Annotated in this window: 12 protein-coding genes; 5 read left to right on the forward strand and 7 right to left on the reverse strand. The window is 41.3% G+C overall.

Annotation, left to right across the window (positions count from 1 at the left end; translation table 11 throughout):
- The first annotated feature begins 20 nt into the window (after positions 1-20).
- Positions 21-365 carry a DUF1815 family protein gene (locus H6G92_RS05915; RefSeq protein WP_118162512.1) on the forward strand — a complete coding sequence of 115 codons (345 nt, stop codon included), beginning with the start codon at positions 21-23 and terminating at the stop codon, positions 363-365.
- A gap of 57 nt (positions 366-422) precedes the next feature.
- Here H6G92_RS05915 and H6G92_RS05920 read toward each other — a convergent pair whose 3' ends face one another.
- Positions 423-605, reverse strand: a complete 183-nt coding sequence (locus H6G92_RS05920; RefSeq protein WP_190891740.1) for a hypothetical protein — start codon at positions 603-605, stop codon at positions 423-425.
- A 240-nt stretch (positions 606-845) separates the two neighbouring features.
- Positions 846-2,915 (reverse strand): CHAT domain-containing protein, encoded by a 2,070-nt coding sequence (locus tag H6G92_RS05925; protein ID WP_190891743.1) that lies wholly within the window; start codon positions 2,913-2,915, stop codon positions 846-848.
- A gap of 116 nt (positions 2,916-3,031) precedes the next feature.
- Between H6G92_RS05925 and H6G92_RS05930 the strand changes: the two genes are divergently transcribed.
- A complete protein-coding gene (locus H6G92_RS05930; RefSeq protein WP_190891745.1) occupies positions 3,032-3,532 on the forward strand; it encodes an acyl-CoA thioesterase in 501 nt (166 codons plus the stop codon).
- A gap of 99 nt (positions 3,533-3,631) precedes the next feature.
- Here the strand turns inward: H6G92_RS05930 and H6G92_RS05935 are convergent, their stop codons facing one another.
- Positions 3,632-3,829: a hypothetical protein gene (locus tag H6G92_RS05935; protein WP_190891748.1), complete on the reverse strand. Its 198-nt coding sequence runs from the start codon at positions 3,827-3,829 to the stop codon at positions 3,632-3,634.
- Positions 3,830-4,171: 342 nt separating this feature from the next.
- Between H6G92_RS05935 and H6G92_RS05940 the strand changes: the two genes are divergently transcribed.
- On the forward strand, positions 4,172-4,585 hold the full coding sequence (locus H6G92_RS05940) for a hypothetical protein (RefSeq protein WP_190891750.1): 414 nt from the start codon (positions 4,172-4,174) through the stop codon (positions 4,583-4,585).
- Between the two features lie 304 nt (positions 4,586-4,889).
- Here the strand turns inward: H6G92_RS05940 and dxr are convergent, their stop codons facing one another.
- Positions 4,890-6,086, reverse strand: coding sequence for a 1-deoxy-D-xylulose-5-phosphate reductoisomerase (gene dxr, locus H6G92_RS05945; RefSeq protein WP_190891752.1), 1,197 nt, complete (start codon positions 6,084-6,086; stop codon positions 4,890-4,892).
- Positions 6,087-6,533: 447 nt separating this feature from the next.
- On the opposite strand from dxr, the gene H6G92_RS05950 reads away from it, so the two are divergent.
- The gene (locus H6G92_RS05950; RefSeq protein ID WP_190891755.1) at positions 6,534-7,841 is read left to right on the forward strand and encodes a mannosyltransferase family protein; all 1,308 of its coding nucleotides are present in this window, start codon (positions 6,534-6,536) and stop codon (positions 7,839-7,841) included.
- A 30-nt stretch (positions 7,842-7,871) separates the two neighbouring features.
- Complete coding sequence (locus tag H6G92_RS38765) at positions 7,872-9,803, forward strand: DMT family transporter (RefSeq protein WP_199344709.1); 1,932 nt, start codon at positions 7,872-7,874, stop codon at positions 9,801-9,803.
- Positions 9,804-9,900: 97 nt separating this feature from the next.
- Here H6G92_RS38765 and H6G92_RS05965 read toward each other — a convergent pair whose 3' ends face one another.
- From H6G92_RS05965 to H6G92_RS05975, 3 genes are all read right to left on the reverse strand, one after another.
- Positions 9,901-11,445 (reverse strand): ArnT family glycosyltransferase, encoded by a 1,545-nt coding sequence (locus H6G92_RS05965; protein ID WP_190891996.1) that lies wholly within the window; start codon positions 11,443-11,445, stop codon positions 9,901-9,903.
- A gap of 169 nt (positions 11,446-11,614) precedes the next feature.
- Positions 11,615-13,624: a ferrous iron transporter B gene (feoB, locus tag H6G92_RS05970; RefSeq protein WP_190891757.1), complete on the reverse strand. Its 2,010-nt coding sequence runs from the start codon at positions 13,622-13,624 to the stop codon at positions 11,615-11,617.
- A gap of 48 nt (positions 13,625-13,672) precedes the next feature.
- Positions 13,673-13,921, reverse strand: a complete 249-nt coding sequence (locus H6G92_RS05975; protein ID WP_190891759.1) for a FeoA family protein — start codon at positions 13,919-13,921, stop codon at positions 13,673-13,675.
- Positions 13,922-14,187: the final 266 nt, after the last annotated feature.

The following is a 14,187-nucleotide window of genomic DNA, read 5'->3' on the forward strand; positions in this document are numbered from 1 at the left end:
GTGGTGTCTGGAGGACAAAAGTGTTTCTGAGACTAGCACATCAACATCGACAATTCGTCCAAGACTTGGTAATGAACCTGCAAGCCTTGGCGGTTGTATTAGAGCGGCGCGGCTATCCTGCGTCCTGTTACACCTGTGGCGACCAAATGAATAGTGCTTCGTTTATGGTTAGCTTAGGTGATAACCATCTGATTCGTTTTTTAGTGTCCGATTACGGGATTACTTGGACGGAAATGCGGGATGACCGCGAATTAATGAAGCTAGAAGGTGCGGAGGCAATTAGCCAACTAGACGAACTGGCTGATCTTGTCAAGCAATCTATGCAAACCGATACAGGCTCTAAAACTCTTGCCAAGAAGTATTAAGGTTCCAAAGGTCGATCGCAAATTAGAAATTGATTATCGGTAATTGGTAATGATGGCTTAGTTAGCGATCGCTCTTAACCTATTCTCCATAAATATTAAGTGATTGGCTCGTGGCTGGCCCATCGCATATTTTTTGGTATCTGCTAAAACCTTGCGAACCGGATTTTGAGCCTTTAGATGGAAGCTGTTAAAAGGCACCAAATTTAGCGATTGGGTAATTGTGCGCTCCTCTTTTCCCAAAATTTCATCAAAATGCGATAACTTCTCTACGTTCGCGCAGCGTGTCGCAGACAGACGCTCTTGCTAGCTCGCTTCCCCGTAGGGGTACGTTAAGCTCCGCTAACACAGTTTTAGTTAATTATGTCTATAATTTTTGCAGCAGCGATCGCCATTACCGGATTTTACAATAGCGATCGCCATTACCGGATTTTACAATTGATACATTAGCCACAAACTTGAAAAAGACATTCTCTGGCAAAGCTAAAGTCCATTGCCAATCAAAATAAAGGGTGCCCAATAGTATGGGTGACTAAAGCTACTAACTGCTGCTACAGGTGCATTGTGACTTAGAGACTTCCTGTCTCCAGTAATTAATGAGACTTGGGCTTGTCGTAAAGCTTCAGTTTTAGTCAGCTTATCGGTAGATAAGATACCATAAAAAGCACTCATGAGTGCTTGTGTACCACCATCATCCACAGACCACAACGAGGCGATCGCAGCTCTTGCGCCGGTTTGTTGCATTTGATAGCCAAAGCCCAAAATTTCCTCACCGTTACCCAACTTGCCTCCCAAGCCGGTTTCACAGGCGCTCAACACTACCAAATCTACATTGGGGAGTGACCAAGTGGCGACATTTCTAAAGTTAACGCGATCGCCATTCCCAAATAAAATAAACGAATCTTCTGGTTTACCCACGACAAAGGCTGCATGAGTCGCTAAATGGACAATTGTATAGTCATCCATTTGGGGTACAGCGACTTTGGGACTAAAGGCATCGTCTAAAAGCTTCGTAGTTTCAGGAACCGCAGCTGCTAGACTTTCGACCTCCCGCGTTGCAAAGGGTAAGCCAGCGAAAGCAACTTGCCGATTACCAACTTTGATTTGATAATTACCTTTAGTAAAAGCGCCGGCTAAAACCCGTAAAGTAGATTGTTGTGGGGTGTTTAAGTTAGTCAGGCTGGCAGATGTAATGTGATTGACACTGAAACGCTGCACTAGCCATTGTTTACCATCATATAAAGCAGTTAAAGGAATGTAGCGTAACTGGTCATCTGGAGCGTAAATCAGAGTTTGTGTACCTGATAGCTTCAGGTCTTTTTCTATTGGTTTAATTAGCCAGTCATACAATTGGCGTGCAGGTGCTTTGATATTTCGACTGGGATTGATTAAAGCTTGGCGGAAAGTACCAATTGTTTGATGAAGGTTTTCGCGTTTTACAGCAACGGTGCGATGAATTGGTGGAGATTCAGGAGTTACCAATACCAATTCCAAACTATCTTTTAAAATCAGTGGGTAGATTAGTGCCGATTTTTGAGGTAATCGCGCCAAATTATCCCGAAGTTCATTGAGACTCTCCAATTCCAAATTTTGCCGCCTAGCTGTACGGCTAATTTGCTCTATCTGTGCTTTTACTGAAGGACTATTGATAAATTCGTTAAATCCATCCAAGAGTTGCTGTTGATTTAGGACTAATTGCTCGATGCGTTGTTTCTGTTGGAGCGATCGCTCTTTGGGGGAAATCTTCCGTAATGTCGTCAGTTCTTTACCCAGCACAACAGCATTATCCACACTTTGATCCAACTTTTGTTTAATTGGTTTTTCTGTTGCCGCTATATTAATACCTTTGGCAGTACGTTGATTACCTGACACATTCTGGAGATATTCCTCTAGTTCTTCAACTTTGAGTAAATCCATTGTCCTTTGTGCTTCAGCAACACGTTCCTGTTTGAGCAATCGTTCACCCAAAATGCGATAAGTCTGGCTAACAGTTATGCTGTAAGCATCTGGTTGTGGCGCACTCAGTGCTGACGGTTTCAAGCGAGCTTTCTCACGATTAATCAAGCAGTGCTTGTAGAAAAAAATTGCTAACTCTGGTTTGTTTTGGATATCAAATAAGTAACCTATGTTACTGTAGGTTTTGCCAAGTTGAACGAGATCCCCAAGTTCTTTGTTAATTAATATTGCTTGCTGATAGGATTGAAGTGCTTCGTGATACTTTTTTTGACTTTGGTAGATTCTGCCAATATTATTGAATGTTACTGCTTCCCAAGAGCGCTCTCCAAGTTCTCTAGTTAGGGCTAATGCTTTCTGTAATATCTGCAACGCTTCTTGCGATTGACCTTGACGAGATTCTTTGATAGCTTCTTCATTGAGCCTTGCAATTTCTGAAAGCTGATTATTGTTGGGTAAAGCTTGAGCTTTTTCTCCAGAGTTGTACCTCAACCTTGCATTTCTGCTTACCTGGTTATTGTCTGGATACACCATCCCAAAACCTAGTAAACTAAGTAGTGTCAAAGTAACAACACTCACATACCGGAGATTAGGCTGCATAACAAAACACTCCCTATACTCGGAAGTGTAAATATTAAATCAAGAAGTCAGGCAACGCAATTAATTTTTATGCTATTCAATAATTTGGAAAATTTATAGGTGCTGAGAATTTGAACATGTCAGAAGAAAAACCCAGCCAACCAAAACTACCACCAACCAGCGCCCTTGACAATCCATCAAGTCATGAATTTGGGAATTGGTTTGAATATCCTGTCAGAGTGCAACCTCACCACACTGACTATGCAGGTGTTGTCTGGCACGGTTCCTATATAGCTTGGATGGAAGAAGCGCGGAATGAATGCTTGCGATCTATAGGGATTGAATTTGCTGATTTAGCCGCTATAGGTTGCGATTTACCAGTTGTAGAACTGTCGGTGCGCTATCACCGTTCAATTCAATTGGGTATGGCAGTGGTGGTAAAAACGCGCATGGCTGAGGTGACTGGCGTCCGAATCAATTGGGATTATGCCATTGTCTCAACTGATGGACAACAATTGTACGTCACTGCCAAGGTGACTTTAGTCGCTTTAGATCGCGAAAGAGGCAAGATTATGCGTCAGTTACCACCGAGTTTTAAGGATGCATTTGCTAAAATTTCAGCATTAAATAATAATTGAACAACAAAGGTTACAGACAAGATTTGCTTGAATGTTGAAAATTTTATTTGTTCATTTTTTGTAATTCACCTTCATCAAAAAAGGTGAATTTTTAATTTTTTACTTGCCGTTTTGGAACTGCGATATAGTTTGCGTAAACTGCGTTATATGATGCCAAATATCTTGTGGGGTAATGCCAAAACCAATGTTTAATAAAATCAGGATTGCAGCAAGAGTTAATGCATTGCTAACGGTTGCTTTCAACAACTTCCACAATATTATAAAGATAATCCAGGCTACAATCAACGTAGCAATCATAATGTAGAAATTCCTTAACAATAGCCCTTACCTGAAAAGGTCTTTATTCAGAAAGGGGAAGTTTTTATCTGAAATTAAAAATTACTAGTACTAAAGCTAATAGACCTAATTTGGAATAGATACTAAAGCTAAAATTTTTTAACTGTACCAATGCTATTTTACCTGAAAACGAGACAAGGATTCAGATAAGAGGCAACTTATTTGGCAATTTGGCAGAATTATTAAAAAGATTTTTTATTGATATTTCTGTATAAATAATTACAGTATAAAAAAGTTTTATTTTTGGAAGGATACAGTAACGCTATTTGATTTATGAGAATCAAAAGGCTTAGAGTAGAGTGTATGGTCACAAAAATTTATACAAAAGTTGGAAAGTTTTATAGCATGGCATATTTAGGGTTGGTTGCCCTAGGTTTTGCAGCTAATGCAATAATTTGGATTATGATAGCTCGAAATAATACTGCTGGGAATGAGATATCTTTTACAACAATATTTTTTCTGGCGATCGCTACTTTAGTGACAGTTGCCACAATAGTTGGAATATTTAAAGAAAAGGTGTGGGCAAAATGGATTACAATTGCGATCTATAGTTGGTATATTTTTGGTATTACTCAGACAATCATCAGCGTATATTTATCAGGCTCATCTGTAATATCTAGAACGTCCTTTAAAGTAATACATTTAATCGCTTTAATTCTTCCAGTTTTAGGAATTGTTTTGTTATTACAAAAGCCAAAAACAAATGTCTCTAGTTAATCAATAGCTATCTCATATCATGTCCGGTAAAAGACTTATCATTAAAACCGCAGGGGGCAGGGGGCAGGGGGAAAGAGAGTTTTAAGATTTTTGCATAGATGCCCTGAATAATAACTAATTAAGCGGACATGATATCAGACAAAGAATCTAACAAGGCATAGTAGCGGATGGACAAAAATACAGTTTTAGAAGTTACTTATCGCAACTAAATTTAACCGTTAGCCTTCAGCATTAAGTTGAAGGCTAAACACGAATTGGTCAAGAGCCAGAAAATCTGCCTTTTGGGTATCTGAACTAAAGGTTTTTACCGCAGAGAAATTATCCGCGATTGAGTTTCTAACTTTTCAGTCGCTATTAAAACTTCTTGTCTTGCCCATTTATCTGCTGTCAAAATGTCATCTAAAGAAGGATTAGCACGGTTATCATTTTGATGGCGATCGCACACCCATTCTATACACCGGGGAATATCTAAAAATCGAATTTTTTCTTCTAAAAATAAAGCTACAGCTTGCTCATTGGCAGCATTCAACACAGCGGGCATCGAACCACCAGCTTTACCCACAGCATAAGCCAACTTCATGCAAGGATACTTTTGATGATCTGGTTCACGGAAGGTTAAATTTCCAGCTTTGACTAAATCTAGTCGTTCCCAGTTGGTGTAGATGCGATCGGGCCAAGATAGAGCATACAGTAAGGGTAAACGCATATCCGGCCAACCGAGTTGGGCTAAAACTGAAGTATCTTGCAGTTCAATCAACGAGTGAATAATGCTCTGGGGATGAATGACAATTTCAATATCGTCATAATCCAACCCAAACAGAAAGTGAGCCTCAATTACTTCCAGTCCTTTATTCATCAAAGTAGCAGAGTCTACTGTGATTTTCCGCCCCATCGACCAATTAGGATGTTTGAGAGCATCAGCAACGGTTACATCTGCTAACTTTTCTACATCCCAGTCTCGGAAAGCCCCACCAGATGCTGTGAGCAAAATTTTCCGCAAACCTGCCTTTGGTACACCTTGGAGGCATTGGAAAATTGCGGAATGTTCGGAATCAGCTGGGAGTAATTTTACACCGTGTTTTTCGACTAGGGGTAGAACCACAGGGGCCCCAGCAATCAGGGTTTCTTTGTTCGCTAAGGCAATATCTTTACCAGCTTCAATAGCTGCGATCGTTGGTAGTAAGCCAGCACAACCAACGATACCAGTGACAACAGTTTGGGCATCGCCGTAACGAGCGACTTCTATCACTCCGGCTTCGCCTGCGAGTAGAATTGGTTGGGGATCGAGATCAATGATTGCTTCTTTGAGCGCTGGTAATTTATCTTCTGAGCAAATGGCTGCTATTTCCGGCCGAAACTGCCGAATTTGAGCAGCCAACATCTCTACATTGCTCCCAGCTGCCAATCCCACAATCCGAAACTGATCTGGGTACTGAGTGACAATATCTAAAGTCTGAGTACCAATAGAACCAGTGGAACCAACAAGAGTAATCGCTTTCACAATTGCTTAAGGATTTACAGACAACTCCCACTATAAATTGCTGGGGACTCTTTAATAACAGCAATCCCTATAATCGATACACTGACAACGAGTAGAGACGCGGCGAGGGGGAGGCGCAAAGAAGGACTATTTACCCGTGTCCTCGTCACTACGCCCCAATCCGTTAATTTCAACTCCATAGACTGCTAGCCATAAAGTACTAAAGTTGCTCAATTTTCATATAACTAGACAAAAATTGTATTTATAAATACTATACTTTTAAAGATAAATTCCGAGAAAATTGGCAAAAGTAACCAAATAAGAAATAATTTCAATTAATTGCTAATTTGTCCAGTTTGTTAATTATGTTGGTGGAGGATTTAATATGCAAAATATTACTCATAAATTGCTGTGTTGCAGCCATAGGTAAAAGGATGCATAAAGGAGTTTGTTGAAGCACTCAACCTTATGGTCAAAGTTCAGATAGTTATAAAAAAAGTTTTATGGAAAAATTATTTCCTGTTTCCAGCAGCAATATGGCTTGCCAGCCGAATATTCATTTGGACAGCTATGTTGCTGGTTGCGCCAAAGCTACCGTTACCAGCAGAAAAATTATTGCCCCATTTTAGCTGGGGGGTTGTTGATGCATGGGATAGTATGCATTACCGAGCGATCGCTACTTCTGGCTATCAATTTGTAAATGATGGTAAGCAACATAATCTTGCTTTCTTTCCCCTTTTTCCCTTAACCATCTGGGTTTTGATGAAGTTGGGCTTACCGTTTGAATTAGCAGGTACGTTAGTCAACAACTTGGCATTTTTCGCAGCACTTTACTATTTATACTTTTGGGTCAAAGAGCATTATGGCATCAATGCAGCACAGTGGACTACTGCTGTGGTTTCTTTGTATCCATCTTCTATGTTTACGGGGGTGATTTACACAGAAGGGCTGTATTTATTTTTGAGTACGGCCGCTTTGCGGGCGTTTGATCAAAAGCAATATGGTTGGACTGCGCTTTGGGGGGCGATGGCGACAGCAACACGTCCTACAGGTATGGCACTAATTCCAGCATTTGCGATCGCAGCGTGGAAAGAACGCCGACCACCCATTGCCTATATAGCTGGTTTGACTACCGCGATTGGCATACTTCTATTCAGTTTGTATTGTGCGATTTATTTTGGCAACCCTTTAGCATTTATCGAAGCACAACGAGGATGGCGACCAACTCTGGGGTTTGATTGGCAGGGTTGGTTAAATATGCTTATGCAAATTGCAGTCGGCACAAAAAATTGGCAATATGGTTGGATTCAAAAACCATCTGGCGGCATTCAAGACCCCTGGTATCTCTTGTTGTTTGGCGTGATTGTTGCCAGTAGCTATCTTTTATGGCGTTTCCGTCAACATTTTCGTTCTGGGAAATTATTCTATAGCTTTTATGCTTTAGTCTTATTTTTGTTGATTCTGGCAAGTGAAGAGTGGATCAATAACTTGCTCAACTTGTTCATGGTCTTGGGTGGTGGCTATATGTTGTGGCGCTTACACACGCAACTGACCCCAGTTACAGTTATCTATGGCTTTTGTGGTATTGGTTTGCTGCTAGCCTCTGGAGGTACTATCTCCTTAAGCCGTCTCGCCTACGGTATTGTACCTCTCAATATAGCCATTGGTGTGCTGCTATCTCGCCATCCTCGCCAGGGATATTTAGTATTGGGCGTTTTTGTGACATTACTAGCCAAAATAGCTGTAGGATTTGCCCAAGAGCGCTGGGTTGGTTAGAAGGTTTGATCCATATATTTAAATTTCCTAATGAATGTATCCAATCAAACGAAGATAGCGATCGCTTCATTATTTGTAGGTGTAGGTGCCATTTCTTTTGGCTCTATTTTTATGAAATTGAGCGAAACAGAACTCAGCCCCAATGCCACTGTATTTAATCGTTTTTGGCTTGCTAGTTTGGTCTTCTTGCTGTGGCATGGATACAAGGCAATACGGCAGCGATTTTCCTTAGACAAACCTATAGAACAGCAGACCTACACCAGTCGGGATCTATTGCTATTGCTAGGTGCTGGTATTCTTTGGGCTGCCACTTTAGTATTTTTAGCTTGGTCACTAACTCAAACTAGCGTTGCGATTTCTAGTGTGTTGCATAATCTCGCCCCGATATTTACTAGCTTAGGGGTGTGGCTGTTATTTCGTCAGCGTTTTGAGAGCCAATTCCTGATTGGGATGATCATCGCCCTTGGAGGAGCGATCGCTATTGAATTTGAGGAACTGCAAATTGCTACAGACGAAGTTCAAGGAAGCTTTGCTGCGATCGTTTCTGCGGTTTTCTTAGGTGGATACCTGCTGATCGTAGAAAAATTACGAACCAAATTTTCTCCTGCCACAATCCAGTTGTGGATCTGTGCGATCGCTGCTTTAGTCATCTTACCCATACTTTTGTTCACTCAAGATCAGCTTTTCCCCTCTACACTCGGTGGCTGGCTTTGGGTAATTTCCTTAGCGCTGATCTGCCAAGTTTTAGGTCATGGACTTTTGACCTATAGCCTTGCTAGGTTTTCCTCCGTGGTTGTCTCCTTGGTGCATCTGTTAGAGCCTGTATTTAGCGGCATTTTCGCTCTTGTAATTTTTTCGGAAAAATTAACTTTCTCAAATTGGATAGGTTTCGCTGTAGTTTTAATAGGTTTATACTTAGCCGTATCTAGCCAAGCTGCTATTAATTACCCGTTCCAAGAATCAGTCAAAAATATAATTACCACTCTCGTTAAAAGTATGACGCTGAAACTGTCATTACTAAAGCAACAATTCTCTGAAACACCAGCTTTATTAGGAACTATCTCATTATTTATTGCCCTGATCCCCATATCTTTAGCACCATCTCTGACCAAATTGTGTCAACAAGAAATTGGTGCAAATGCTGTGGTATTTCATCGCAGTTGGATCGCCACAGTCGTCTTTGCGCTATGGAATGGACTTGAGGCTTTCCGCAACCAAAAGTCCGATAACCAATCTATAGAACAGAAGCCTTTTACGAGTCAAGATGTGTGGTTGTTGTTGGCAATGGGAACAGCTGCTGCAACCTACCTCCTCTTGTGGGCTTGGTCGCTAAGTCAAACTAGCGTTGCCAACGTGGCTTTACTATCTAATTTGAACTCCTTATTTGTTGCTTTGGCTGGGTATCTTTTATTCGGTCGGCGCTTTGATAACAGATTCGTTATTGGTCTGGTTATGGCACTTTTAGGAGCGATCGCATTTGAACTCAATAAGGTGCAATTTGCAACTGACCAAATACTCGGTGATGCCTTAGCATTGCTAACTGCGATTTTTATGGCTACGTGTATGCTGCTAATAGAACGACTGCGAACCCGTTTTAGCACCGCAACCATCATGCTATGGCGCTGTGGAATCACAACAATGTTTCTACTACCCGTCCTCCCATTTCTCGAAGATAGGCTGCTTCCCTATTCCTGGATGGGTTGGTTTTTCATCATTTTCCAAGCCCTATTTTGCCAAGTGTTAGGTCAGGGACTTTTGGCTTATAGCCTCAGCAGAATCTCTTCAAGTGTCGTCGCCGTCACGCTTCTTATCGAACCAGTCCTAGCCTCCATTTTTGCTTGGTTTATTTTTTCAGAACAAGTAGGTTTGTTTGACTGGGCAACTTTTGCCGTAGTTTTAGCGGGTATCTATCTAGCCCAATCTAGTCAATCCACAGTTCAAGTAACGAACGAAGGATCGTAGCACCATGATAGGTAGTGAACAAACCCAGCATCCTCATTGGGGATACCCAATTATCTAATTTTTTAGGTAATATTCTATCTAATATTCGTTGGTGTAATTAATTTTTGGTAACCAGAGTAAATCCGTTAGCTGCTCCTATAATTTGACTATCAGTTAAATTGATTTGCTGTAAAGCCGCATTGTCTAATAGTAAATAAGATTTATTAGATAACATTTTTTGTAAAAGTGGCACAGTTGCAGCAGTTACCTTGCAATCGCTGTAAAAGTCTAAACTAGGACGCTCATAAGCAAAAGAGGTATAAATTTGTGTTCCTGGTGAAACATTTGCCCGAATTAAGGCTGCGACTGGTTTAACTGGAAAAGCTTCATTTAATTCCCAAATCCAAGATTGCGAACTTACTAACAGAGTTAAAACTAAATACATCCCTGTAAATAACACTGGAATAAAGTTGCGATCGCGTTGCTTAATTAGCCAAGCTACAATGCCCATAGTTATTGCCAAAACAATGCTCATAACCATTAGAATAGGTTCTTTATTTGCAATAACAAAGTAAACAAAACCTCCTAGACCAGCAATAGCAATAATAGCTATAAATATTGTCCAACTTCGTACCTGAGAATGGCCATGCTGCCAAATTTCGCTCAATTTAGCACCAATCGCCAAGGCTAAAAATGGATATACAGGCATAATATACCAAGGCAGTTTAGTTCTCATTAAAGAGATAGTTACTAAGTAAATAATTGTGCCAATAATAATTAGACTGCCCCAGGTAGTACGACGTTTTTTCCAAGCTAGATAAATACTTTCCGGTAAAAATAATAGCCAAGGAGAACTATACTTAATTAACTCGATTAAATAGTACCAGGGAGGCCCAGTATGACCTTCAACAGATTGTGTAAGGCGATCAAAAGTTTGTGCTTGAAAATTAACTTTGAAGAAATTTTCACCATAATATTGCCATTGAGCAGCAAACCAAGCGATCGCTGGTGCATTTCCTAAAAATATTCCCACTAATAGGTAGGGACTTGTTAACAAAGCAAACTGCCGATCTGCGATCAGGAATAAACAAGCTATTGTCCCTAGCGGCAAAACCATCATCCCTTTAGTTAGAGTGATTAACCCTAGACAAAATCCCACACCGAGAGCATACCGATGATTCTGCCTTGCTTTTAGCAAACAAAACAACAACAGCAAGAAAAAGGTAATAGTTGCACCATCTAGCATTGCTAGCCGTCCGTGACGCAGCACAGGCAACATCGTCAGGTAAACTAAAGCGGCAAACAAAGCTGGTAAAGTTTGGTTAAAAAGCAAGCATCCCACCAAGTAAAGCAAAGGCACTCCCAAGGCAGTTAACACTGCACCTGGTAGACGTGTTGTCCACTCATTCACACCCCCGATGGAGTAAGTCCAAGCAATTAGCAAGTGCATCAGAGGTGGCTTATTATGATAAGGTTCACCTCCCAAGGTGGGGTAAAGCCAACGCATTGAACCAAGTGGGGCACGCCAAATTTCACGGGCAACCTGTGCCACAGTACCTTCATCCCAGTCTCGTAAAGGGGAGTTTCCTAAAAATATCAGCCATAGAACTAGAGATATTACCAGCAAGCTCAATAACCATTCTTTTTCTTTGAATAGACGCATATCTAAAATCGGGATCATCATCTCAAAGGCTGTTAGGCGGGATTGTACCCCAGATTCTACAATGGGAGTCTGGTTACTTTTGTTGGAAAAGCGGTGTTTATATGGTGCGATCGCGATCGTTCTTTGTAATGGTGTGTGGCCATCCAAGGTAGATAGCGGTTTCAAACTCCTAACTCAACCCCATTAACCTTGTTCCTTGATAAAACAACGTACTCACAACCCACGCTAATCCTAGCCCGTAAACAATCGATATCAAGGTAAACCGAATACTCTTAGACTCGCTACGAATAGTTGCCACCGTTGCCAAACAAGGTGTGTAAAGCAGACAAAATAGCATGAAACTATAGGCTTGAATTGGTGAAATTGTCTGAGCTAGAGTTGCTTGGACAGCATTGGCATCGGCGAGATGATAGATGCTTGCTAAAGAACCCACTAAAATTTCCTTGGCAATGAAGCCAAACAGTAAAGCAATGGTTAATTCTTTGGGAATACCAGCCGTATTTAATACAGGGGAGAAAAACTCACCAATGCGAGTAGCGTAGCTTGTATCTTGACCCCCAGGCAAATTGTTCAATAACCAAATAGCTATTACACCAATTGCAATCCATACACCTGCACGCTGCAAGAATGCTTTGATTGCATTCCAACCTGTAACCATACCAACTAAAAGCGGGATGGCGATTAATATCTGCCCAGCATTACCAATCGAGTTGGCTGTGTCTTGAGGTAAATTGCTCAACAGCCAAACACCAGCTACACCTGCTGTAATAAATCCTGTGGCCCGTTGCAAAAAGTGTTTTAATTCACCCCAACCACGTAAAAATATTTGCTTAAGTGTGGGGAAACGGTAAGGAGGTAGTTCAATTACGAATGGTTCTTGGTTTTGAAACTGCCCTTTCATAAGTAATCCTGTTAGCAATGCTACAACAAAGCTGAACAGGTACAGCGAGAACAAAACTAACGGGCCCCAAGTGCGGTCAAATAGGGCATCAATAATAAAGACAAATACAGTCAACCGCGCAGAACAGAGGGCAAAGGGAATAATGAGAATGGTGAGTAAACGTAATGCCCGCGATCGCATCACCCTTGTTCCCATGATGGCAGGTATATTACAGCCAAACCCCATAATTAGCAACACAAAACTGCGACCATCCAGCCCAAAGTGATACATCAAGGCATCCATCATATAGGCTGCTCTGGAGAAATAGCCGCTATCCTCCACAATCGCCATCATGAAGAAAAAAGTCACCACTAGGGGAATAAACGACGCTACCGTAGCTAACCCGCCATAAACCCCATCAACTAAAAAGCCCCGCCAAAACTCTGGTAAATCAGCCATCAGGGGAACAATCGCTACTTGTTGCAACCAAGCTGCGATCGCATCGACCACATCTTGCAATGGCAACCCTACCAGCCAGACAAACTGAAACATTAAGTAAATGGACAGGAAAAACAAGGGCAGCCCTAAAACTGGATGCAACAATACTGCATCTAGTTTTTCTGTTAGCGTTTTAAACAAGCGTGAGGGCATTTCCACCGTGTTTTCTAGAGTGTCCTGAATTTGTGACTCTGGAATTTGTCGGTGTGTTTGAATCTGGTGTTTTAGTTCTTCCGGGGCAATAGGTGCTTGCTGTTGTGCTAGTTTTTGACTGATTTGACGTATAGCACTAGCATAACCATGACCATACTTGGCACTTACCAAAACTACAGGCATCTCTAACTTCTGCGCTAGTTTATGTTCATCTATTTTGATGCCAAAATGTTTTGCTTCATCTGCCATGTTGAGAATTACCACAGCAGGCATTTCCAAGGCTTTTATTTGTAAGGGTAAACGAATCTGGCGATCAATTTGAGCAGCATTGAGAATCACCAGCACTAGGTTTACTGGGCAAGTAGCCAAGAATGTTTGCACCACCAGTTCATCTTCAGAATAGCCTTCTAAATCATAGATTCCTGGCAGATCAACAAACTCCACCTTTTGATGATTTAACTCTATCTCTGCTTTTAACAGGTCAACTGTCACACCAGGCCAGTTACCTACAAATGCACCTGCTCCCGTAATCCGATTAAATAAAGTAGATTTGCCAACATTCGGCATTCCCAAAACAGCAACCCTTTGCACCCCAGGTATATTTCTGAGTGTGCCAAGTCCTGAACCTGAACCATGACAATGCGTCATCTTTATACCTCTTCATCATTAGTCAATAGACTGGGCATAGAAAAATTCTTACTCCCCAGCCCTACTCCCTTTTACAAGAATTTTCTCTGCTTCATGCCGTCGCATCGCTACTTCTGTGGTCAATCCCACTCGTAGATGTAGGGGGCCGTTCCACCAAGCTTTGCGGAGTACTTTTACCTGTTGCCCGACTTTGAAACCCATTGCTTCTAGTCGTCGCACTAACCCAGGTTCATCGGTACGAATTAAGGCAATAGTAACTGTTTGCCCAGGTTTCACCATCGATAGTTTCATATTCATGCCACCTCATGTAGTCATGTAAGTTGCTGCTTATGAGGGTGATTACTGCTAATAGGTGACGGGTAATTGTTTAATAATTTCTAGTTACCAATTACCAAACCTCAAGACCACAGCAGTTATGAGTTTGCAACCTGAGTTAGTAGTTATCCATGATTCAACAGCAATACTGTTCTGTGAGTTGTTTCATTTGCAGCGTTTGCTGATTGCGATCTCATTTAATACTTGAGTATTTTCAATTAAATAAGTCATCATCTTTAAATTGTTGA

Origin of the sequence: Nostoc foliaceum FACHB-393 (assembly GCF_014698505.1) — a bacterium.
Classification (GTDB): domain Bacteria; phylum Cyanobacteriota; class Cyanobacteriia; order Cyanobacteriales; family Nostocaceae; genus Nostoc; species Nostoc foliaceum_A.